The 21,946-nt window shown below is 65.7% G+C and carries 26 protein-coding genes; 14 read left to right on the top strand and 12 right to left on the bottom strand.

Annotated elements, in window-relative coordinates; translation table 11 throughout:
* Position 1 precedes the first annotated feature (1 nt).
* From glmS to glmU, 4 genes are read right to left on the bottom strand one after another with little or no spacing between them, the layout of a single operon-like run.
* Complete coding sequence (gene glmS, locus ASG11_RS08815) at positions 2-1,825, bottom strand: glutamine--fructose-6-phosphate transaminase (isomerizing) (protein ID WP_055777876.1); 1,824 nt, start codon at positions 1,823-1,825, stop codon at positions 2-4.
* Positions 1,826-1,840: 15 nt separating this feature from the next.
* Positions 1,841-2,209, bottom strand: coding sequence for a PIN domain-containing protein (locus ASG11_RS08810; RefSeq protein WP_055777873.1), 369 nt, complete (start codon positions 2,207-2,209; stop codon positions 1,841-1,843).
* Entirely contained in the window at positions 2,206-2,550 is a 345-nt protein-coding gene (locus tag ASG11_RS08805) for a ribbon-helix-helix domain-containing protein (RefSeq protein WP_055777870.1), read from the bottom strand. The genes ASG11_RS08810 and ASG11_RS08805 overlap by 4 nt, the downstream gene beginning before the upstream one ends.
* A gap of 25 nt (positions 2,551-2,575) precedes the next feature.
* Positions 2,576-3,958, bottom strand: coding sequence for a bifunctional UDP-N-acetylglucosamine diphosphorylase/glucosamine-1-phosphate N-acetyltransferase GlmU (gene glmU / locus ASG11_RS08800; RefSeq protein WP_201781298.1), 1,383 nt, complete (start codon positions 3,956-3,958; stop codon positions 2,576-2,578).
* A 61-nt stretch (positions 3,959-4,019) separates the two neighbouring features.
* Between glmU and ASG11_RS08795 the strand changes: the two genes are divergently transcribed.
* The gene (locus ASG11_RS08795; RefSeq protein ID WP_055780588.1) at positions 4,020-4,703 is read left to right on the top strand and encodes an HAD-IA family hydrolase; all 684 of its coding nucleotides are present in this window, start codon (positions 4,020-4,022) and stop codon (positions 4,701-4,703) included.
* Between the two features lie 58 nt (positions 4,704-4,761).
* Here the strand turns inward: ASG11_RS08795 and ASG11_RS08790 are convergent, their stop codons facing one another.
* The 6 genes from ASG11_RS08790 to ASG11_RS08765 form a co-directional block, all read right to left on the bottom strand.
* The gene (locus ASG11_RS08790; protein ID WP_055777867.1) at positions 4,762-5,082 is read right to left on the bottom strand and encodes a hypothetical protein; all 321 of its coding nucleotides are present in this window, start codon (positions 5,080-5,082) and stop codon (positions 4,762-4,764) included.
* A gap of 45 nt (positions 5,083-5,127) precedes the next feature.
* Positions 5,128-5,334, bottom strand: a complete 207-nt coding sequence (locus ASG11_RS08785; RefSeq protein ID WP_156363706.1) for a hypothetical protein — start codon at positions 5,332-5,334, stop codon at positions 5,128-5,130.
* Between the two features lie 112 nt (positions 5,335-5,446).
* Complete coding sequence (locus ASG11_RS08780) at positions 5,447-6,448, bottom strand: nucleotidyltransferase domain-containing protein (protein WP_055777860.1); 1,002 nt, start codon at positions 6,446-6,448, stop codon at positions 5,447-5,449.
* Entirely contained in the window at positions 6,445-7,317 is an 873-nt protein-coding gene (locus tag ASG11_RS08775) for an HprK-related kinase A (RefSeq protein ID WP_055777857.1), read from the bottom strand. The genes ASG11_RS08780 and ASG11_RS08775 overlap by 4 nt, the downstream gene beginning before the upstream one ends.
* Complete coding sequence (locus ASG11_RS08770; protein ID WP_055777854.1) at positions 7,314-7,589, bottom strand: HPr-rel-A system PqqD family peptide chaperone; 276 nt, start codon at positions 7,587-7,589, stop codon at positions 7,314-7,316. Before ASG11_RS08770 ends, ASG11_RS08775 begins: the two co-directional genes overlap by 4 nt.
* 4 nt (positions 7,590-7,593) lie before the next feature.
* A complete protein-coding gene (locus tag ASG11_RS08765; RefSeq protein WP_055777852.1) occupies positions 7,594-8,007 on the bottom strand; it encodes a hypothetical protein in 414 nt (137 codons plus the stop codon).
* Between the two features lie 81 nt (positions 8,008-8,088).
* On the opposite strand from ASG11_RS08765, the gene ASG11_RS08760 reads away from it, so the two are divergent.
* From ASG11_RS08760 to ASG11_RS08705, 12 genes are all read left to right on the top strand, one after another.
* Positions 8,089-9,282, top strand: a complete 1,194-nt coding sequence (locus tag ASG11_RS08760; protein WP_055777849.1) for an ATP-binding protein — start codon at positions 8,089-8,091, stop codon at positions 9,280-9,282.
* Between the two features lie 199 nt (positions 9,283-9,481).
* The gene (locus tag ASG11_RS08755) at positions 9,482-10,543 is read left to right on the top strand and encodes a substrate-binding domain-containing protein (RefSeq protein ID WP_156363705.1); all 1,062 of its coding nucleotides are present in this window, start codon (positions 9,482-9,484) and stop codon (positions 10,541-10,543) included.
* A 160-nt stretch (positions 10,544-10,703) separates the two neighbouring features.
* Positions 10,704-12,080 carry a phosphate ABC transporter permease subunit PstC gene (gene pstC, locus ASG11_RS08750; RefSeq protein WP_055777846.1) on the top strand — a complete coding sequence of 459 codons (1,377 nt, stop codon included), beginning with the start codon at positions 10,704-10,706 and terminating at the stop codon, positions 12,078-12,080.
* Entirely contained in the window at positions 12,073-13,329 is a 1,257-nt protein-coding gene (pstA, locus tag ASG11_RS19255; RefSeq protein ID WP_055777844.1) for a phosphate ABC transporter permease PstA, read from the top strand. Before pstC ends, pstA begins: the two co-directional genes overlap by 8 nt.
* Positions 13,326-14,084 (top strand): phosphate ABC transporter ATP-binding protein PstB, encoded by a 759-nt coding sequence (pstB, locus tag ASG11_RS08740; protein WP_055777841.1) that lies wholly within the window; start codon positions 13,326-13,328, stop codon positions 14,082-14,084. Before pstA ends, pstB begins: the two co-directional genes overlap by 4 nt.
* A 32-nt stretch (positions 14,085-14,116) precedes the next feature.
* Entirely contained in the window at positions 14,117-14,809 is a 693-nt protein-coding gene (gene phoU, locus ASG11_RS08735) for a phosphate signaling complex protein PhoU (RefSeq protein WP_055777839.1), read from the top strand.
* A 4-nt stretch (positions 14,810-14,813) separates the two neighbouring features.
* On the top strand, positions 14,814-15,506 hold the full coding sequence (gene phoB, locus ASG11_RS08730) for a phosphate regulon transcriptional regulator PhoB (RefSeq protein WP_055777837.1): 693 nt from the start codon (positions 14,814-14,816) through the stop codon (positions 15,504-15,506).
* A gap of 211 nt (positions 15,507-15,717) precedes the next feature.
* Positions 15,718-16,059: a hypothetical protein gene (locus tag ASG11_RS08725; protein WP_055777835.1), complete on the top strand. Its 342-nt coding sequence runs from the start codon at positions 15,718-15,720 to the stop codon at positions 16,057-16,059.
* A gap of 155 nt (positions 16,060-16,214) precedes the next feature.
* Entirely contained in the window at positions 16,215-16,496 is a 282-nt protein-coding gene (locus ASG11_RS08720; protein WP_055777833.1) for a hypothetical protein, read from the top strand.
* A gap of 97 nt (positions 16,497-16,593) precedes the next feature.
* A complete protein-coding gene (locus ASG11_RS08715) occupies positions 16,594-17,493 on the top strand; it encodes an SDR family NAD(P)-dependent oxidoreductase (RefSeq protein ID WP_055777831.1) in 900 nt (299 codons plus the stop codon).
* A 200-nt stretch (positions 17,494-17,693) separates the two neighbouring features.
* Positions 17,694-18,476, top strand: coding sequence for a PEPxxWA-CTERM sorting domain-containing protein (locus ASG11_RS08710; protein ID WP_055777828.1), 783 nt, complete (start codon positions 17,694-17,696; stop codon positions 18,474-18,476).
* A 280-nt stretch (positions 18,477-18,756) separates the two neighbouring features.
* Positions 18,757-19,827, top strand: coding sequence for a hypothetical protein (locus ASG11_RS08705; protein ID WP_055777825.1), 1,071 nt, complete (start codon positions 18,757-18,759; stop codon positions 19,825-19,827).
* 118 nt (positions 19,828-19,945) lie between these two features.
* On the opposite strand, the gene ASG11_RS08700 is transcribed toward ASG11_RS08705, so the two are convergent.
* Positions 19,946-20,293: a DUF2794 domain-containing protein gene (locus ASG11_RS08700; protein WP_055777822.1), complete on the bottom strand. Its 348-nt coding sequence runs from the start codon at positions 20,291-20,293 to the stop codon at positions 19,946-19,948.
* Between the two features lie 18 nt (positions 20,294-20,311).
* Positions 20,312-20,992: a serine O-acetyltransferase EpsC gene (gene epsC, locus ASG11_RS08695; RefSeq protein ID WP_055777819.1), complete on the bottom strand. Its 681-nt coding sequence runs from the start codon at positions 20,990-20,992 to the stop codon at positions 20,312-20,314.
* Positions 20,993-21,152: 160 nt separating this feature from the next.
* Here epsC and ASG11_RS08690 point away from each other — a divergent pair, with 160 nt between their 5' ends.
* Positions 21,153-21,920, top strand: a complete 768-nt coding sequence (locus ASG11_RS08690; protein ID WP_443024449.1) for a sulfite exporter TauE/SafE family protein — start codon at positions 21,153-21,155, stop codon at positions 21,918-21,920.
* Positions 21,921-21,946: the final 26 nt, after the last annotated feature.

The raw sequence follows: 21,946 nt of genomic DNA, 5'->3' as shown, positions 1-21,946 counted from the left end.
CTCACTCCACCGTCACCGATTTCGCCAGATTGCGCGGTTGATCGACATCGGTGCCCTTGATCACCGCGACGTGATACGCGAGCAATTGCACCGGTACTGCATAGACCAAAGGCGCGATCAGCGGGTGGACCTTGGGCATGGTGATCGTCGCCATACAGCCCTCGCCCGCAGCCTGGATGCCGTCATAATCGCTGATCAGCACGACCTTGCCGCCGCGCGCCTGCACCTCCTGCATGTTGCTCACGGTCTTGTCGAATAGCGGACCCGAAGGTGCGATGACGATCACCGGCACGTTCTCGTCGATCAAGGCGATCGGGCCGTGCTTCATCTCGCCCGCGGCATAACCTTCCGCATGGATATAGCTGATCTCCTTGAGTTTCAGTGCGCCTTCCAGCGCCAGCGGATAATCCGTGCCGCGCCCGAGATACAGCACGTCGCGCGCGCCGGCGATGTTGTGCGCCATTGCCTCGATCGCCTCGTCATAAGCGAGCGCCCCGTTCAGCGCGGCGGGTGCCTCGGCCAGATGCTTGACGATCGCCTTCTCGGACGCGGTGTCGAGCTTGCCCTTGGCGCGGGCGAGATTGGCGGCGAGCGCCGCCAATACGGCGAGTTGGCATGTGAAGGCCTTGGTCGAGGCGACACCGATCTCCGGTCCGGCATGCGTGGGGAGCAGGATGTCCGCCTCGCGCGCCATCGAGCTGGTCGGCACGTTGACGACCACTGCGATCGTCTGCCCCTCGGCGCGAGCATGGCGCAGCGCCGCCAGCGTGTCGGCCGTCTCGCCGGACTGGCTGATGAACAGGGCCAGGCCGCCCTCTTCCATCACCGGCTCGCGGTAGCGGAATTCGGAGGCGACATCGAGATCGACCGGCACGCGGGCGAATTGCTCGAACCAATATTTCGCGACCATGCCGGCATAGAAGCTGGTGCCGCACGCGACGATCGTCACGCGCCGGATCGTGGAGAGATCGAACTCGGGGATCGGCAGCGTCACGCGCTCCTCCATCCGCCGGAGGTACGAACGCAGGGTCTGCGCGACGACGATCGGCTGTTCGTAGATCTCCTTCAGCATGTAATGCCGATGATTGCCCTTCGACACGAGATCGCCGGTCACGCCCGAGATCGTGATCGCACGCTCTACCGGCGAATTCTCGTGATCATAGACCTGTGCGCCGTCGCGCGTCAGCACGACCCAGTCGCCTTCGTCGAGATAGGAGATGCGCTGCGTCAGCGGCGCGAGCGCGAGCGCGTCCGACCCGAGATACATCTCGCCGTCGCCATGGCCTACTACCAAGGGCGAGCCCAGGCGCGCGCCGATCAGCAGGTCCGGATGCTGGCGGAACAGGATCGCCAACGCGAACGCACCGTGCAGCCGCGGCAAAACCTCGCGCACCGCATCGGCCGGCGCCATTCCGGCCTCGACCTTCTCGCTGATCAGATGCGCGACGACCTCGGTATCGGTCTCGCTGGTGAAGGTCCGGCCCCGCGCGATCAGTTCGTCGCGCAGCGGCTTGAAATTCTCGATGATGCCGTTGTGGACGACCGCCACTTCGCCCGTCGCATGCGGATGCGCATTGTTGGTCGTCGGCCCGCCATGCGTCGCCCAGCGAGTGTGCGCGATTCCGGTATGGCCGGGCAGCGGATTGGCGGCGAGTTCCTTGGCGAGGTTGACCAATTTGCCCGACGCGCGGCGGCGATCGATCTGCCCGTCATGATCGGTGGCGATGCCGGCCGAATCGTAACCGCGATATTCGAGCCGCTTGAGCCCGTCGAGCAGGCGATCCGCGACGTCTTCAGTGCTCAGGATGCCAACGATGCCACACATGGACTGTCTCTTACGCTAGAGGGTGTAGGGAATACGGATGCCGGGCATGTTGACCGGAAAATCCTTGGTATTGCGGGTAACGAGGATACGGCCGTTCGCTTGGGCCGACGCGAGAATCACGGCATCCGGCAGCTTCAGTCGACGCCGCTCACGGCGCAGGGCCGCGGCACGATCGGCGATTTCGATGTCGAGTTCATCGATTTCGAAACCTGCCAGAAAGCGCAAGACCACCGGCATCGTGTCGCCCTCGATCCTCGATAGCACCTCGATCCAGGTCGCCCGGCTGATCCAGCGCTGGGTCGCGCGGGCAATTTCGGTGTGCGCGCGCACCTCGCCGTTGAGCGCGTCGATCAAAATATTGCTGTCGAAAGAAATCGCGCTCACGGCTTTTTTTGCTTCGCGAGATAGATTGCGCGCTGCCGATCGTCCTCTTCGTCGAACAGATCAGGAAATTCTGCTTTCACATCTTCGTAGTCGTGGTCCCAAGGCCGCGTCCAACTTGCGCGTTCCCGTCGCTGCCACTCGACCGCATCTCCGATATCCGTTCGATGCTTCCAGATCCCGAAAGCGTCGTCCAGCCAACTCATGTCTTCTACCGGCTTCGACCCGGCGCGATAGTTGGACACTGCCTCACGGACGAGAGCAGCGCGCGACCTGCCCTGCTCGGCCGCCTTGCGGTCAAGCCACTTCATATCGTCTTCGGGAAGGTCGATCAGCGTGCGCATGATATGCCGATATCATATCGCGATATCATCTGCCAGACTTCTTCGCGCGCATCGCGTCGCGGAAGCGCTTCGCCCAGCCGGGTTTGGACGTCTGTACGGGACGGACGAGACACAATGCGTCCGCTTCGACATTCGCCGTCACGACCGACCCCGCCGCCACGATCGCGCCCGCGCCGATCGACACCGGGGCGACCAGGGCGCTGTTCGATCCGACGAAAGCGCCTGCGCCGATCACCGTCCTGTATTTGAAGAAACCGTCATAGTTGCAGGTGATCGTTCCCGCGCCGATATTCGCGCCCGCGCCGACCTCCGCGTCGCCGAGATACGACAGATGGTTGGCCTTGGCACCTTCGCCCAGTACCGCCTTCTTCATCTCGACGAAATTGCCGATCTTCGATTTCGCGCCCATCACCGCGCCGGGCCGCAGCCGGGCATATGGGCCGACCTCCGCCTGCGCACCGACGCTCGCGCCCTCGATATGGCAGAAGGCGCGGATCGTCGCGCCGTCGGCGATGGTCACGCCGGGGCCGAAGAAGACGTTGGGTTCGATCACCACGTCGCGCCCGATCCGCGTGTCATGGGCGAACCACACGGTTTCGGGCGCGATCAGCGTGACGCCGTCTGCCATCGCGGCGGCGCGGCGCTTGACCTGCCAGCTTGCCTCCACCGTCGCCAGTTCCGCACGGCTGTTGACGCCGGCAACCTCGTCCGCGTCGGTTTCGGTCACGACCGAGAAGCCACCCTCTCCCTGCGCGAGCATTACCACGTCGGGCAGATAATATTCGCCCGCCGCATTGTCATTGCCGACCTTGGCGAGCAACCGGAACAGGTCCGCCGAACGCACGGCCATCAACCCCGAATTGCACAAGGTTTCGGCCAGTTCGGAAGGCGACGCATCCTTCGCCTCGACCATCTTGACGATCCGGCCATCCCCATCGGCAATGATCCGCCCGTAGGCAGCCGGCACGTCCGGCCGGAAGCCCAGCACGACCACGGTCGGCGCATCCTCGGCCTGCAACATATCGAGCATGCGCCGCATCGTCTCCGTCGAGACAAGCGGCACGTCGCCATAGAGGATCAACACGTCGCCTTCGAAGCCAGCCAGCGCAGCCTCCGCCTGCAACACGGCGTGCGCGGTGCCGAGCTGATCGGCCTGCACGGCCGTCGCGATGCCGAGCGGCGCAACCGCCGCCTCGACCTGTTCGCGCCCCGCGCCGGTGACGACAACGGTGCGCTCCGCCCCCAGCTCCGCCACCGACGCCGCCAGATGCAGCAGCATCGGGCGCCCGGCGATCGGATGGAGCACCTTGTGCAGATCGGATTTCATGCGCGTGCCCTTGCCGGCGGCGAGGACGATCGCGGCGATCGGACGGCTCAGGGGCGGTCGGCTCAGGGGGGGCTGGCTCATGCCCCTGCCCTGCCACGACCATATTGCCATTTCCAGAGCGATGCTGTCAGGGTTGGCGATCATGACGCATTTTTCATTCGCCATCGTCGGCTTCGATCTCGACGGCACCTTCCTCGATACCAGCGGCGACCTGACCGCGGCGGTCAACGATACGCTCGCCTTTGCCGGTCGGCCGACGCTGAGCATCGACAAGGTCAAGACGATGATCGGCGGCGGTGCCAAGCACATGCTGACGCTCGGGCTGGAGGCGACCGGCGGCTGCGACGCGGACGAGTTTCGCACGCTCTACAAGCGCATGCTCGGCTATTACGAGGCGCACATTTCGGTTCATTCGCACCCCTATCCCGGTGCGCTGGACGTGCTCGACCGGTTCGATGCGATGGGCGTCAAGACGGCGATCGTGACCAATAAGTTCGAGGCGTTCGCGGCGAAATTGCTCGGCGATCTCGGCCTGCGCGACCGCTTCGCCGCGCTGATCGGGGGCGACACGATGGGCAAGGGATTCTCGAAACCGCACCGCGCGCCGATCGACGAGATGATCCGGCGCTGCGGCGGCGAGGTGGGGACGACCCGCGCGGCATTCGTCGGCGATTCGATCTACGATATCATGGCGGCGAAGAATGCGGGCATCCCCGGCATCGCGGTCGGCTTCGGATTTCTGATGCAGCCGGTCGAGGAACTCGGTGCCGACGCGGTGATCCAGAAGTATGACGAGCTGATCCCGACATTGGAGCGGCTCGCCTGATACGAAAAGGGCCCCCACCGCGTGGTGGAGGCCCCGTTATCAAAAAGATGGCGAATGCTTACTTCTCGCCATTGTCCTTCACGCCGACGGTCGGAACGCTGAGCGTTTCCTTTTCGGTCTTCACCTTGGGAACGTCGACTTCGGTCTTCTTGGTGCCGACGACGACTTCCTTCGAATCCAGATCGACCTTCGGGAGTTCGCCGCCCTTGACCGATACTTCCGGTAGCGCGCCGGTCTTGGTCACGTCGGCGCTCCAGAAGCCGGTGGCGAACAGCAGGCCGACGATCACCAGAGCGGCGACCACAACGATCGCGATGATCGTGCCGCCGCTACGCTTCTTCACCACTACGGTTTCACGATCGTTTCTATAGTCGGTCATTGAGTCTCTCCCTGTTTGTAACGGGGGTGTAACAGGGACTTGCGATTATTGTTCCGCATCTTCGGACGCCCCGCATAAAATGCGTTCGCCCTTGAAGGCGCGCGGCTTGGTGAGGCCTAGAGTCTGCATGCGCGCGCGCGTCGCTTCCTGCGATCGCATGATATCGATCGCGATATCGCGAACACTTTGCCCGGCTGCGACACGGTGGCGCAAATCCTCGACGTCTTCGTCGGTCCAGCGTCGGTTAGCCATGATCAGTCCGTCCTCTTCCATTCAACCAGATAGGACGGGTATTAAAACTATACGGATGTCGAGCGGCTGAATTCTCCTGACAGCTTATTGAAAGCTATCGGTCATCTTGCATTCATCCCGCCGACGGGCCGGCGCCGCCCTTGCGCCACTTCGTCCACAGATGCCGCGCGAGCATCGTCGGCGGCATGCGCAACCAGTGCGAACGGACATAGAAGGCCTGGCGCGCAACCGGGCGGGTCGGCCAGCCCCAGCCATCGCGGGCGGTGATGCGGCGCAGGTATAGCCAATCGACGAGCCCGATCCTGGCGACCTCGCCGTACAGCGCCGCCGCGAGACGCAGCGCGTGCGCCGTTTCCTTCGCCAGCCCGTGATGCGCGGCCCGCGCGGCCAGCCCTTCCGTACCGTATTCCTCGACCAGGCAATGCACGTCCCACAGGTTCCGCATGCCGCCGGCCAGATCGCCATCGGCGAACAGGTGCGCCGCGGCGTGGACCAGCATGTCGTTGGCGGACAGGGTGCGCAGGCCCGGCGCGATCTCCACGCTGTCCGCCAGCAGCGCCGCCGCATCGGGCGTGATCCGCGCGGTCAGCGGCAGGATGGTGTGGTGGACGTCGATCATCCGGTCGCGGTCGCGATGGATCAAAGGGGGAAGCTCGTGCATCCAGCGGCGATAATATGCGTCGTCGTACGGATCGGGCTTCACCCATTCCCAACCGCTCGCGAGCAACGCCGCCTCGACCCGATCGATATCATCGCGCGGCACGAGGATATCGAGATCGCCGATCGACCGCCCCTGCCCCGCCCTCAGCCCGGCGGCGACGAAGGCGGTGCCCTTCAGCAGCACGACCGGCACACCGATCGGCGTCAGCACGCGCCGCGCGACCTCCGCCTCCCACAAGGCGACGGATCGGCCCTGGTCGGCGGAGGCGCGGGCATCCTCCAGAATGCGCTGCACCGCGCTCGGCAGCTTCAGCCCGTTCAGCCGATGCGCGAGCGTGCCGATCATCTGTTCGGCCCGCGCGATGGCGAGCAGGTCGGTCCAACCCGCCGCGTCCAACGCCAGCGTCTGGCCGGGCAGACGCAGCGCGCGCGCCAGGAGCCAGCCGTCGTTCACAGCTTTTCCCCCAGGGCTTCCCAGACGGCTTCGACCTGCGCGATCGCGCTGTCGGTATCGGGATAATCGATCGCCAGCGCGGGCGTATTCTTCACCAGTCCGGTCAGCGCCGCAAAGCCGCGCTCGCCGAGCGAGACATAGTTGGTCGATGCCTGGGTCAGCCGGACGAACGCCTCGCTGTGCGATATCTCGCGCTGCGCCGGATCGAACCCGAAGCTGGGGAACAGGATCAAGGTCGGTCGCGCGGGCACCTGCATCGCCGCGACCGCAGCCGCATCGGGCACGAGATGGCGGATGTCGCCCTTCGGCGTGCCTGCGAGCAACGGCCCGAACCGGCGCTCCGGCGCGGCGCGTTCGACCACGCCGATCGCCGTGTTCTTCAGACTCACGAGGCGCGGAAAGGCGTGGATCAGCCCGGTCGCCGGATCGAGCAAGGCGAATTCGTCGCCCATCAGCCGCCAGCCGCGCAGCGAGAGGAGCGCCGCGAGCGTGGACTTGCCCGCGCCCGACACGCCGGTCATCAACAGCGCCCGCCCATCCCGCTCGACCGCCGAGGCGTGCAGCAGCAGATAGCGCCGCTGCCCGAGCGCCATCTGCAGGTTCATCCCCATCTCCGCCGCGAGCAGCCCCTGCGCAAGCGGCAGCGGCGCGGCCTCGGGCAGCACGAAATCACCGCCGATCATCACCGCCGGGCGCACGAAGCGCCGCCACGGCCGCGCGGCGAACAAGCGCACGGTGAAATCGGGCACGCCGTCGTCGGGCCGGGGATAGCCCGCATAAAGATCGGCCAGTTGCGCGATCGGCGCGCGCCAGTCGGCGCCGACGCGAAACCCGACCGGCCCGATCTTGACCGAGAAGACGTGCTTCATGCGGCGACGACCAGACCGGCCGACACCAGTTCGTCGAGCCGCGCGGCCAGCGCGCCCGCATCCAGATCGGGCAGATCGAACTGTGCCGCCAGAGTGTCGGTCAGTTCCGCCAGCGTCATGCCCGCTTCGCCCAATGTCGCCAGGATCTCCGGCGCGGGCGCGTTCAACAGGTGAGTGATGCCCGATGCACGGTGATAGATCAGCGTGAAATCGTCGAGCCAATCGATGCGCAGCGTCTCCACGCGGACGCTGCGGAACAGCGGATCGGCCAAAGCCTCAGCCGCGCGGCATCTGCAGCGAGGCGAAGCAGGTGAAGCCGCTGGTGCCCGACTGCAGCTTGCGGATGTAGCTCATATACGCGCGGTTAGTTTCGTAATCGGTGCCCGGCAATTGCCCACCGGACATCGCGCGCTTGACGTCGGCGGCCTTGAACACGCGGCCATTGGCGGCGAACGATCCCGGCGTTCCGCGCGGCACGACCGATCCATCGGCGGCGATCGCCGATCCTGCACGGCCGGCATCCGGCACCGGGATCTCGCACGCCATCACCGACGCATTGGTCTGCGCGAGCGCCGGGCGGATCGAGATGATCGCCGACGCCCCCACCGCGCCGAGCATCAGCGCGCGACGCCCGAGCGCGCCGGGCGCGGGCATCTCTTCGGCCGGCAGGGGAGGAACATCGTCGCTCATGCCCCTAGCCCTTTCACAATCGTCCGGCCCACGCAAGCGACCCTATCCCGGTTAAGCACGTTTGCGCTAAGGCGTGCCATAATGGTTCAGGGGTTCGGCATACGCACGCTCACCGCGATCGGCCTCGTCGCCGTGGCCGCGATCGCCGTTTTCCTGCTCGGGCATGATGTACAGGCGACTCTGGTCACGCTGATCGGCGGCGTCGCGGCGGTGCTGACGGCCGCGGGCACGAGCGAGATCGCGGTCGATCCGGACCAGCCCCCGGCTTCCACGGACGCGCCGCCGCTGGATCTCGGCGATGTGCTGGAGGCGATCGTCGAGCCGATCCTGATCGTGACCGAGGGCCGCGTGACGCAGGCCAACGCCCCGGCCCGCGCTTTGCTCGGCGGACATATCCTCGGCCAGAACGTGCGCCTCGCGATCCGCCACCCTGCGGCTGCCGAACGGCTGGTCGGGCCGATCGCGCCGGGCACGGCGGAGCCGATCGATCTGGTCGGGCTCGGCACGCTCGACCAGCGCTGGCAGATGCGCGTCGCGTTGGGGGCCGGAGGCCAGCGCATCGTCCACCTTATCGACCAGACCGGCAATTACGCCGCCGAGCGCATGCGCGTCGATTTCGTCGCCAATGCCAGTCACGAACTGCGCACGCCGCTCGCCTCGATCCTCGGCTATATCGAAACGCTGAGCGACGAGGCCGGAGAGGACGCGGCGCTGCGCGGGCGCTTCCTGAAGATCATGGACGACGAGGCGCGGCGGATGCAGCGGCTCGTCGAGGATCTCATCTCGCTCAGCCGGATCGAAGCGGAGAAATACCGCCTGCCCGACCGCGCCGTCGATCTCGCCGACTTGGTTGGCGAGGTCCGCGCGGAGATCGTCAAGGGCCGGATCGTGCTGGATTTGGGCGACGGCGTGTCGGCGGTCACCGGCGACCGCGTGCAGCTCAGCCAGATGCTCCACAACCTCGTCGGCAACGCGATCAAATATGGCCGCGCCGATGCGCCCGTCACCGTGCGGCTGTGGCAGGATGCCGGCATGGTGCGCCTGAGCGTCGCCGACCAGGGCGACGGCATCCCCAGCGAACACATCCCCCGCCTGACGGAACGCTTCTACCGCGTCGATCCCGGCCGCAGCCGCGCCGGCGGCGGCACCGGCCTCGGCCTCGCGATCGTCAAGCATATCGTAGAGCGGCATCGCGGCCGACTGGATATCGCCAGCGTCGTCGGCACTGGCACGACCGTATCGATCGTGCTGCCAGCGCATGGAGTGAAGGGGTAAGGGCCGGTCAGCGCGATCGACCCCCCGCCCCGGAATGGTGCGGAGCAGGCAGCGTCGCCCTCCAAATCACGCAACTCCGATCACCGCTCCAAATCCGCTGTCATAAAAACGCAACCGAACTGTCACACAGCCGCAGGAGCGACAGGCTAGGCGCGGATTCGCCGGGCCGTTCGTCGCCTTTCGCTGGAGACTTTCGTACGTGCCGAGGCTGTTGCCCTTCCTGCTCATCCCGCTCGCGCTACCCGCTTTGGCGCTGGCGGCGTGCGAGGACCAGGCGAGCGGCGGCGGCGCGGGGTCGCGCGATCATATCACCGCGGTGGGATCGTCGACCGTCTATCCCTTCACCACGATCGCCGCCGAACAGTTCGTCAATTCCGCGCCCGGCATCAAGGCGCCGGTGATCGAATCGACCGGCACCGGGCCGGGGATGAAATTGTTTTGCGCTGGCGTTGGCGCCGGGCATCCCGACATCGCCGATGCCTCGCGCCGGATGAAGGCGTCCGAATACGCCATCTGCGCGAAGAACGGCGTGACCGACATCATCGAGATCCAGATCGGGCTGGACGGCATCGCCTTCGCCGAGGCGAAGAACGGGCCGAAGATGCAGTTGACCCCGGCCGATCTCTACAAGGCGCTCGCCGCGTCGCCGGGCGGCAACCCCAATACCGCGCGCACCTGGGCCGATGTTGACCCCGCTTTGCCCGCCACCCCGATCCAAGTCTACGGCCCGCCCGCGACCAGCGGCACGCGAGATGCCCTGACCGAGCTGATCCTCGATAAGGGCTGCGAGGCGGTCGCGCCCCGCGCACATGCGATGAAGGACGCGGATCACGACGGTTACGCCGCCCTCTGCACCCGCATCCGCGAGGACGGCGCCTATATCGACGCGGGCGAGAACGACAATCTGATAGTCCAGAAGCTGCAGTCCAACCCCAACGCGATCGGCATCTTCGGTTATTCGTATCTGGAAGAGAATCGCGACAACGTGAACGGCGTGCCGCTGAACGGCACCCTGCCGACCTATGCGACGATCGCGGACACTGCCTATCCCGGATCGCGGCCACTCTATCTCTACGTGAAGAAGGCGCATCTGAGCGCAATCCCCGGGCTCGCCGATTTCCTGAAAATCTATGCCGGTCTGTGGAATCCGGGCGGACCGCTCACCGCCAAGGGCCTGATCGCCGCGCCGCCGTCCGTGCGGGCCCAGGCGGTGGCGGTGTTGGCGACCGGCACGCTGCTGAAACCAGCGGAATTGAAGTGACATCCACCGCCCCAAGCCGTCACCCCGGACTCGATCCGGGGTCCAACGTGCCGCAAACGCAACTCCGGGTGGACGTGCGGGGCGTTGGATCCCGGATCAAGTCCGGGATGATGGCAGGGCTTTGGGCACCTCTGGCGCCCACCGGGGAAGCCGCAGTTTAATGTCCGCCCTCACCCTCCTCTTCCTCATCGCCGGGCTCACCCTGATCGGCTGGCTGGCGGCACGCGCGCGGGCCGCGACGTTCAAGCGGAGCAATGGCATGCGGTTCAGTTCGCTGCCGGCGCATCACGGCACCTATGTCGCGCTGTGGACCTTGCTGCCCGCCGCCTTGTTCCTCGCGATCTGGTTGTTCACCTCGCCCGCCCTCGTCACCGATGCGGTGCTGACCGCCCCCGCTGCACAGCAGCTGCCGCCCAAGGGGTTCGAACGCGCGGCAATTCTGTCCGAGGCGCGCAATCTGGGCGCGGGGCGCGGTTTCGGCGCCTTCCACCCGCTCAGCCGCACGCTCGCGCCCTATTATGTCGCCGCGCAATCGCGCTACGATTGGATCGGCAGCGCGGTCGCCCTGTTGCTCGCCTTCGCCAGCGGGGCCTGGGCCTATACCCGCGTCAAGGCGGGCTTCCGCGCGCGCAGCCGGATCGAGCGCGTGGTTATGCTGATGCTGCTCGCGGCTTCGCTCATCGCGATCCTCACGACGATCGGCATCGTCGCTTCGTTACTGTTTGAAAGCGCGCGCTTCTTTCGCATGGTGCCGATCACGGATTTCCTGTTCGGCACGCATTGGAGCCCACAGGTGATCGGCGCGAAAGACCCCGGGGCTTCGTTGGGCGCGGTGCCGCTGTTCTGGGGCACGTTCTTCATCGGCGCGGGGATCGCGATGATCGTCGCGATCCCGTTCGGTCTGATGAGCGCGATCTACCTCACCCAATATGCCGCGCCCGCCGTCCGCAAATGGATGAAGCCGATCCTCGAGATGCTCGCCGGCGTGCCGACCGTGGTCTACGGCTATTTCGCCGCGCTGACCGTCGCGCCTGCCGTGCGCGATTTCGCAGTGTCGATCGGCGTCAGCTGGGCCAGTTCCGAAAGCGCGCTGGCGGCGGGCCTCGTGATGGGCGTGATGATCATCCCGTTCGTGTCCTCGATGGCGGACGATTCGATCGCCGCCGTGCCCGCCTCGATGCGCGACGGCAGCCTGGCGATGGGCGCGACCAGTTCCGAGACGATCCGCAAGGTGCTGCTGCCCGCCGCCTTGCCCGGCGTGGTCGGCGGCGTCCTGCTCGCGATCAGCCGCGCGATCGGCGAGACGATGATCGTCGTCATGGCCGCATCCGGCGTCGCGACGATGACGCTCAACCCCTTCGCCAGCGCCACCACCGTGACCAAGCAGATCGTCGATCTGCTGACCGGCGAGGCGGAGTTCGACAGCGCCAAGACGCTCGCCGCCTTCGCGCTTGGGCTGACCCTGTTCGTCATCACCCTGCTGCTCAACATCGTCGCGCTCGGCGTGGTGAAACGATATCGCGAAGCCTATGACTGATCGGGCTCCGACCAATTGGCGCACCGACGCGATGCAGAAACGCATCCGCAAGCGCTACGCGTCCGAACGTCGCTTCCGCTGGCTCGGGCTGGCCGCCGTCGTGATGTCGGCGGGGTTCCTCGCCTTCCTGCTGATCACCATGCTGATCAACGGCTTGGGAGGATTTTCGCAGACCCAACTGAAACTGCGCATCGATTTTCCCCGGGCCGGCCTGACGCTGGACCCGGCGCGTCTCAGGGGTCCGGGGGCCGATTTCGCGCTCGCCGCCGCGGGTATCGAGAGCGCGACCGACAATGCCGCCAACGCGCAGTTCGGCAAAGACGGGTTCAAGCTGCTGTCCGACGGAGCCTGGCTCCGCGTACGTGCGGCGGTGAAGGCCGATCCGACGCTTCTGCAGGGCGGTGCGATCATCAAGGTTCCCGCCTCAGACGCGATCGACCTCGCCGCAAAGTCTGAAGGCACCCCGCAGGCCGAGGCGATCGTCGCACGGTTGCAGGCACGGAACCTGATCTCCACCGGCTTCAACCCCAACTTCCTCACCGGCTCGGACTCCACCGATCCCACGATGGTCGGCATCTTGGGCGCGCTCAAGGGATCGCTGTTTACGATGATCGTGACGTTGCTGATCGCCTTCCCGATCGGTGTGCTGTCCGCGCTCTATCTCGAGGAATACGCCCCCAAAAACCGCTGGACCGACCTGATCGAGGTGTCGATCAACAATCTCGCCGCGGTGCCCTCGATCATCTTCGGGCTGCTCGGCCTCGCGGTGTTCCTCGGCACCTTCGGCTTGCCGCGTTCGGCCGCCTTGGTCGGCGGGCTGACGCTGGCGCTGATGACCATGCCGGTGATCGTCATCGCCGGGCGGAACGCGATCAAGTCCGTCCCGCCCTCGATCCGTGACGCCGCGCTGGCGGTTGGGGCCAGCCCGATCCAGGTCGTTTTCCACCACGTCCTGCCGCTCGCTCTGCCCGGCATCCTGACCGGCACGATCATCGGCATGGCGCGGGCACTCGGAGAAACCGCGCCGCTCCTGATGATCGGCATGCGCGCCTTCATGGTCTCCCCGCCGGACCGCATCACCGATCCCGCCACCGTCTTGCCGGTGCAGATCTTCCTATGGTCCGATCAGGTCAATCGCGGCTTCGTCGAGAAGACCAGTGCCGCGATCATCGTCCTGCTCGTCTTCCTGCTCGCGATGAACGGGTTCGCCATCTACCTCCGCAACAAGTTCGAGACCCGCTGGTCATGACCACCAAGATTTCCGCCCGAAACGTCAACGTCTTCTACGGCGCGAAACAGGCGATCGACGACGTGTCGATCGAGGTCGATCGCGATCACGTCACCGCGTTCATCGGCCCGTCGGGCTGCGGCAAATCCACCTTCCTGCGCACGCTGAACCGCATGAACGACACGATCCCCTCGGCGCGGGTTTCCGGTGACATCCGCCTCGACGACGAGGATATCTACGCCCCCGACATGGACGTGGTGCAGTTGCGCGCGCGCGTCGGCATGGTGTTCCAGAAACCCAACCCGTTCCCGAAATCGATCTTCGAGAACGTCGCCTACGGCCCACGCATCCACGGCCTGGCCGGCAACAAGACCGACTTGGCCGGGATCGTCGAAAAATCACTGAAGCGCGCCGGCCTGTGGGAAGAGGTGAAGGATCGCCTGACCGAAAGCGGCACCGCTCTGTCGGGTGGCCAGCAGCAGCGGCTCTGCATCGCCCGCGCCATCGCCGTCGATCCGGAGGTGATCCTGATGGACGAGCCGTGCAGCGCGCTCGATCCGATCGCCACCGCGCGGATCGAGGAGTTGATACACGAACTCAAGGGCCGCTACGCGATCGTCATCGTCACGCACAACATGCAGCAGGCCGCGCGCGTCTCGCAACGCACCGCCTTCTTCCACCTCGGAAGCCTCGTCGAATATGGCGAGACGTCGACCATCTTCACCAATCCGCAGGCCGAACGCACCAAGGATTACATCACCGGCCGCTACGGCTGAGCCCCGCTTCGAGATCAAGGACGACCGCGCACGTGAACACCCATACCGTAAAGGCATTCGACGAGGAGATCGGCGATCTGCGCGCGCTGATCGCCCAGATGGGCGGGATGGCCGAACAGGCGATCCTCGCCGCGGTCGAGGCGCTGCGCCGCCACGATCTGGAGGGTGCCGCCGCGATCGTTGCCGGCGACAAGGCGATCGACGCGCTGGAAATGCAGGTCGAAAGCCTCGCGATCCGCATCATCGCGTTGCGCGCGCCGATGGCCGACGATCTGCGCGAGGTGGTCGCCGCGCTGAAGATCGCCGGCGTGATCGAACGGATCGGCGACTATGCCAAGAACATCGCCAAGCGCGTGCCGCTGATCGACGTGCAGGGTGACATGGAGCCGCTGTCGGTGCTGCCGGCGATGGCCACTCTCGCCATCGCGATGGTCCACGACGTGCTCGACGCCTTCGCCGCGCGCGACGCGACCGCCGCGCTCGACGTGTGCGACCGCGACCGGCAGGTCGACGATTTCTACAACAGCCTGTTCCGGGTGCTCGTCACGCACATGATGGAGAACCCCAAGACCATCGGCCAGATGGCGCACGTCTTGTTCATCGCCAAGAACCTCGAACGGGTCGGCGATCATGCGACGAACGTCGCGGAAATGGTCTATTACGCCGCGACCGGCACCCACATGGCCGAGCGCGATCGCAGTTCTTTCCAGATCAACGAAGGATAATCCGATGGCACGCGCCAAGATGTTGCTGGTCGAAGACGACGCCGCGCTCGCGGAACTGCTCGTCTATCATTTCAAACGCGAGGATTTCGAGATCGCGCATACGCCGGACGGCGAGGAGGCGCTGTTGCTGGCGCGCGAACGCGTGCCCGATATCGTGCTGCTCGACTGGATGGTCGAGGGGCTGTCCGGCATCGAGGTCTGCCGCCGCCTGCGCCGCAGCCCCGAGACGCAGAACGTACCGATCATCATGCTGACGGCGCGCGGCGAGGAGGAGGACCGGGTGCGCGGGCTGGAAACCGGCGCGGACGATTACGTCACCAAGCCCTTTTCCCCGCGCGAACTCGTCGCGCGCGTCGGCGCGGTGCTGCGCCGCGTGCGGCCGGCGCTGGCGGGCGAACAGCTCACCTATGCCGATCTCGAGATGGACACGGTCGGCCACAAGGTCCGCCGTGGCGGCGAGTTCATCCCGCTCGGGCCGACCGAATTCCGGTTGCTGAAACATTTCCTCGAACATCCCGGCTGGGTGTTCAGCCGCGAACGCCTGCTCGACGCGGTGTGGGGCCATGACAGCGACATCGAGGCGCGCACGGTCGACGTGCATATCCGCCGCCTGCGCAAGGCGATCAACGGCGAGGACCGGCCGGACATCATCCGCACGGTGCGCTCGGCGGGCTATGCGCTGGATACGGGGGCCTAGAGCGCCGCCGGCCAGGATCCTCCGTCCATGCCGAGCCTGTCGCAGCACCGTCCGTCTTTGCCGACGCAAGAATAAGGACAGTCCTTCGACAGGCTCGGGGCAAACGGTCGAAGACTTCCCAAGAACTCGGCAGGTCGTTGAATCCGCGTGCAGCGAAACGATCCGTGCGCGCGTGCGTTGGGCAGCCGGTACACACTCGAGGAGACTTCCCATGAAGACGATTCTGATGGCCGCCGCCGCCCTGATCGCGATGCCGGCCTTCGCGCAGACCACGCCGCCGCCACCGCCGGCCCCGGATGCCGCGATGCCCGCGCCGCCGGCCGACGCGCCCCCGCCACCGGCCGACGCACCGGCACCCCCGCCGGCTGCCGACGCACCCCCGCCGCCGCCGGCAGCAGCGCCGATGGCCGCACCCGCGCCGATGGCCGCGCCCGCACCGATGGCCGCACCTGCGCCAATGGCCGCTCCTGCGCCAACGGCGTCGACCACCAACTATCCCTATTGCTCGAAGACGGTGACCGATTCCTGTCGCGAGCGTAAGGGCCGCAAGTAAGCCTGATCGGCCGGCACCTTACAGGGCGCCGGCCGTTTCATTTCCGCCCTTCAAAAAATGTCGAATCGCCTGCGCAACGATGGAGCCATGACGCACAATGTGCGTTGGATGGAGCGGAGTCGCCGAGACGCGACCCGTCCGCAGGAGACATTGAAATGAAGATTTTGATCCTCGCCGCCCTGGCGATGGCCGCCCCCGCAGTCGCGCAGACCGCGCCCGACGCAGCCGCCCCCGCCCCGGACGCCGCCGCCATGGCAACGCCGACCGGCGGCTATGGCCCGGCCAATACCACGCTGGTTGTTCCGCCCGGCGCCCGGATCGTCTATCAGCAGGCACCGACGCCCGATCAGGCCTATCCCGCCCCAGCGCCGCTGGCGAAATATCCGGTGTGCAAGAAGGGTCAGACCGACAAGTGCATTGAGCGCGGCGGCCGGTAGGCTCTCATCCGCAGGCGGGGTGGGCGTGATCGTCCACCCCCTTGCCACCAGCGACCGATAGCCTAGGAAGCGCTCACCATTTTGGGAGCGCTTTTTTATGTCTATCCGCTTCGACGACAAAGTCGCCATCGTAACCGGTGCCGGCGGCGGCCTTGGCCGTGCCTATGCCCTCGAACTCGCCAAGCGCGGCGCGAAGGTCGTCGTCAACGATCTCGGCGGCGCGCGCGACGGCACCGGCCATTCCGATGCGGCCCTCAAGGTCGTCGAGGAAATCCAGGCTGCCGGCGGAACCGCGATGTCGAACGGCGGCAGCGTCACCGAATATGAACAGATGGTCGAGATGGTCGCCAAGGCCAAGGAAGCCTGGGGCGGCGTGCATATCGTCATCAACAATGCCGGCGTGTTGCGCGACAAGAGCTTCGCCAAGATGGAGCCGGCCGATTTCCGCTTCGTCATCGACGTCCATCTCAACGGCTCGGCCAACGTCTCCAAGGCGGTGTGGGAGACGATGCGCGCGCAGAATTACGGCCGCCTGTTGATGACCGCATCGTCCACCGGCCTCTACGGCAATTTTGGTCAGGCGAATTATGGCGCAGCCAAGCTCGGCCTGGCCGGCCTGACCAAGACGCTGGCGATCGAAGGTGCCAAGAACAACATCAAGGTCAACACGATCGCCCCGACCGCGGGCACGCGCATGACCGAGGATCTGTTCCCGGCCGAGGCGTTCGCCGCCTTCGCGCCCGAGAAGGTCGCGCCGGCGGCTTTGTATCTCGTATCCGAGGATGCGCCGACCAACATGATCATCGGTGCCGGCGCCGGCGTGTTCCAGGCCGCTTATGTCACGCTGACGCAGGGTAAGTTGCTGACCGGCGACGATCTGTCGCCTGAAGGAATCGCGGCGCATTGGGCCGAGATCACCGATCGTACCGGCGAACTGACCCCGCAATCGGGTTCGGAACAGTCGATCAGCATCCTGGGCAAGCTTCAGGCGGGCTGATCCCCGTCGCTGTCGTCGCGTCTCCGGCCGAGGTCGGGGACGCGACTTGGGGCGAGCTAGTTCTCGACCTACCCCGAAGCCTCGATACTGTATCATTTCGGCACAAAGACACGATTGATACTGCGGCGTAATGAGGTTAACATTCCCTTAATTCTACCGTGTACGCGGGGGCGTCGCACGTGGGTGTAAGGGGAGTTATCATGAAGAAGCTGATGATCGCGGCCGCAACCTTTGCCGCCGCTCTGGGGTCGAGTGCCGGTAACGCGCAGTCGATCAACGTCACGAGCTGGAACTGGTCGCCCGGCCTGGTCGTCGGCGATGTCCGCCGCTACACGCCGTCGTCGCCCAACTATCTCGCGCTGGACAATACCGGTATCGGCCAGTTCGAACTGGTCGGCACGACGTCGTACAACATGCCGGTCGATATCTTCAGCTATTGCATCGATCTCTACACCTCGATGTCGACGGGTTCGTATACCTATGTGACCGGTTCGACGATCGTCCCGGACGCGTCGCGTCGCCAGCAGCTGGGCGCTTTGCTGTCGCACTCCGCCACCGAACTGGCCAACGCGACCGGCGACCAGAAGACGATCGTTTCCGCAGCGACTCAGATGGCGGTGTGGGAGATCGTCTATGAGACGGCGACCACCCCGTTCAACGTCACCGGCGGCGATTTCCGCGTCGGCAATTTCCAGAGCAGCGGTACCTACGTCAATCTGGCGGCCAGCCAGTCGCTCGCCAACCAATATCTCGGCAACGTCGCCAGCGGATCGTGGCAGTTCCTGAGCAACTATCAGCTCAACTATCTCTTCGGCAACAACCAGCGCCAGAGCCAGGTCTTCGCCGTCGCCGTGCCGGAGCCGGCCACCTGGGGCATGATGATCCTGGGCTTCGGCCTGATCGGCATGTTCCTGCGCCGGACGTACAAGACGATCAAGACACGGTTGCTCCTGCGCCACGAGGCGAAACTGCTGCTACGCTGATTTCGGCGCAGGGGCGGCTCATTCCGCTCTCTCTTACTTTCGAACAAGCGCTTCCCCGGCGAAGGCCGGGGTCCAGTTGCGAGGCAGATGTGATCGGCGTTGCGCCTTATCACATCGGACTTTCCGACTGGACCCCGGCCTTCGCCGGGGAAGCGCCGTATCGAACAACAAGCGATCCACGAGAAAGCTGTTCCCCCAGGTAGACCTCACCCTGAATTAGTGTATTGCGCCACCAATACACTAATGATATCCTCCTTCGCACAGACAGGAGGATCCACCAATGTATAGCGAAAGCGATATCGACGGGGCGGTCACGGCCGGGGCGATCAGCGCCCAGACGGCGGCGGCACTGCGCAACCATATCGCCGCCGGGCGCTCCGCCCCTGCGGTCGATGAGGAAAGCTTCCGGTTGCTGACCGGCTTCAACGACATCTTCGTATCGATCGCCGCCTTCGCCGTGTTGCTTGGGGTCGGCTGGCTCGGGCGATCGGTGCACGAAGCGCTCGGTGGCGTCGCGGTGGCGGCGGCAACCTGGGGGCTGGCCGAATATTTCACGCGTCAGCGCCGCATGGCCCTGCCCTCGATCCTGCTGCTGATCGGCTTCATCGGCGGCGTTGCGGGCGCGTTGTTCGGCCTGGTGGTCGCCAATGGCGATGCGCTGCAGGCGTTCGTCCGCGATCACGCCGCCAATCATCCCGAACCGGTCGTCGGCGTGATCGGCGCGGTCATCGCCGCGATCACCGCCGGCGCGGCCGTGCTGCACTGGCGCCGCTTCATGGTGCCGATCACCGTCGCCGCCGGCGCGGTCGCGGTGGTCGCCGTGGTGATGGCCTTGGTCGTCGGATTCATCCCCGCCGCCAAGGACGCGCTTTATTGGCTGGTGCTGGCCGCGGGCATCGCGATGTTCACCTTCGCGATGCGCTGGGACATGAGCGACCGCGAACGCCGCACGCGCCGCTCCGACGTCGCCTTCTGGCTGCACCTCGCCGCCGCCCCGATGATCGCGCATGCCTTGTTCAACATCCTCGGCGTGTTCGACGGGGCGATCGGCATCGGCATGGCGATGATCGTGATCGCGCTCTACCTCGTGTTCGGCTTCGTCGCCCTGGCGGTGGACCGGCGCGCCTTGCTCGTCTCCAGCCTCGTCTACGTGCTCTACGCTCTGTCTTCGCTGTTCGAGACGGCCGGTGCGGTCGAATTGGCCTGGGCGTTCACCGCGCTGATCATCGGTTCCGCATTGCTGACCCTCTCCGCCTTCTGGCACCCGATGCGCAAGCTGGTGGTCGGCACGTTGGGCAGCGTGGCGGATCGCCTGCCACCGGTGGGGCAGATGGTGCCGGTAAGCGCGTAACAAGCGCGTCATCCCAGCGCAGGTTGGGATCTCGGTGGGGCGGGCGCACCGTCCGCCCCATGGATACCCCAGCCTGCGCTGGGGTGACGATGTTGAGACGGTCAGCGGCGGGTGAAGCTCACTCAGCCACCAGCTTCATCAGCCGCCGTTCGACCGGCGCCAGCACCGGGGCCAGATCGTGCCCCCGCTTCAGCACCGCGCCGCCTTCGCCGATCAGCGCCCACATGCCCTGCCGGTTGCGCAACGCCGGGCGCTTCTCGATTCGGAATTCGGGCCGCTCGGCCGCGCGGCGGAAGGCAGAGAAGATCGCGGCCTCGCGCCCGAGATCCATCGCATAATCTTTCCAATGACCCGCCGCGACCATCCGGCCGTAGAGATCGAGGATCCTGGTGAGTTCGGCGCGTTCGAACCCGATCTGGGTCTCCCCGCCGCGCGGCGGCACCGGGAATGGCGTGACGACACCCATCAGGCCTCGGCCCGCCGATCAGGCACGGTCGCGCAGATCCTCATTTTCGGCGAGCAGGGCATCGAGCCGCTTGCGCATCGTCTCCAGTTCGCACCGCAGCAGTTCGACCTTTTGCGTCTGCGGGTCGAACACGTCGCTGCACGGCGTACCATAGGCCAGGAAGCCGGGCTGTTTCTGCCCGCCCTCGACCATCGTCGCGCGCGCTGGGATGCCGACCATCACCGCGCCCTCCGGCACCGGCTTGGTCACGACCGCATTGGCCCCGACCCGCGCGCCCTTGCCGACCAGGATCGGACCCAGCACCTGAGCGCCGGACCCGATGATCACGCCGTCCGCCAAGGTCGGGTGGCGCTTGCCCGCCACGCCATTGTCCGGGCTGGTGCCTCCCAGCGTAACGCATTGATAGATCGTGACGTTATCGCCGATCTCGGCCGTCTCTCCGATCACCACGAAACCGTGGTCGATGAAGAAATCGCGCCCGATCGTCGCGCCGGGATGGATGTCGATCGCGGTGAACATGCGCGACCAGTGGTTGACCAGCCGGGCGAGGAAGAACAATCGCGCCTTGAACAGGCGATGGGCGATGCGATGATAGCCGAGCGCCCACACCCCAGGATAAGTGAGGATTTCCCAGCGCGAACGCGGCGCCGGATCGCGCAGCTTGATCGAATCGAGATAAGCGACCAGCCGCTGTATCATCGTCAGTCCCCTAGTTTTCTGACGCGCTATCTAATCGTTCCGGGCATCAAATTAAAGCACCGCCCCATCGTAAGTTTCTGGCGCCAAACCCTATCTTCCTTGTAGGATATCCCGCGTTGCGCGATTTCGACCGGGTCGCGCCGTCAAACTGGGGATCGTCTTGGAGTCTTATCTGTCGGTTGCGACGCTCGAAGCCCTGCTGCCGTTCATCGCCGTGGGTTTCGCCGCGCAGATGGTGGACGGTGCGCTGGGCATGGCGTTTGGCGTGATCTCCAATTCGCTGCTGCTGTTCCTCGGCGTGCCCCCCGCCGCCGCCTCCGCCGGCGTGCATACGGTCGAGACGTTCACCACCGCCGTGTCCGGCATCAGCCACGCACTGCATCGCAACGTGAACTGGAAGCTGTTCTTCCGCCTGATGATCCCCGGCGTGATCGGCGGCGTGCTCGGGGCGTATGTGCTGTCGAACATCAATGCCGCCACCGCCAAGCCGTTCATCCTCGCCTATCTTGCGTGCATCGGCCTGTACCTGCTGTTCCGCGCGCTGCGCTATCCACCGCGCGAGCGCGAGCCGAAGATCGTCGAGCCGCTCGGCCTGGTCGGCGGTTTCCTTGATGCGGCGGGCGGCGGCGGCTGGGGGCCGGTGGTGACGAGCAACCTGCTGGTCCAGGGTGCCTCGCCACGCATGACGGTCGGCACCGTCAACACCGCCGAATTCTTCCTGACCGCGACGATCTCCGCCACGTTCATCACACAATTGGGGCTCGCTGCGTTCACGATGGCGACGGTCGGCCTGCTGATCGGCGGCGTGATCGCGGCTCCGTTTGGAGCGCTGCTCGCACGGCGCGTTCCGGCAAAGACGCTGATGTTCCTGGTCGGTGCGATCCTGACACTGACCAGCATCTTCAACCTCTATGTCGCGCTGAAATAACGGCGACCGATACTGTCCGGCGCTTT

Source organism: Sphingomonas sp. Leaf357 (assembly GCF_001423845.1).
In the GTDB taxonomy this organism is placed as follows: Bacteria; Pseudomonadota; Alphaproteobacteria; order Sphingomonadales; family Sphingomonadaceae; genus Sphingomonas.
Note: the sequence above shows the minus strand (reverse complement) of the source record. Positions and strands in the feature narration are given on the sequence as shown.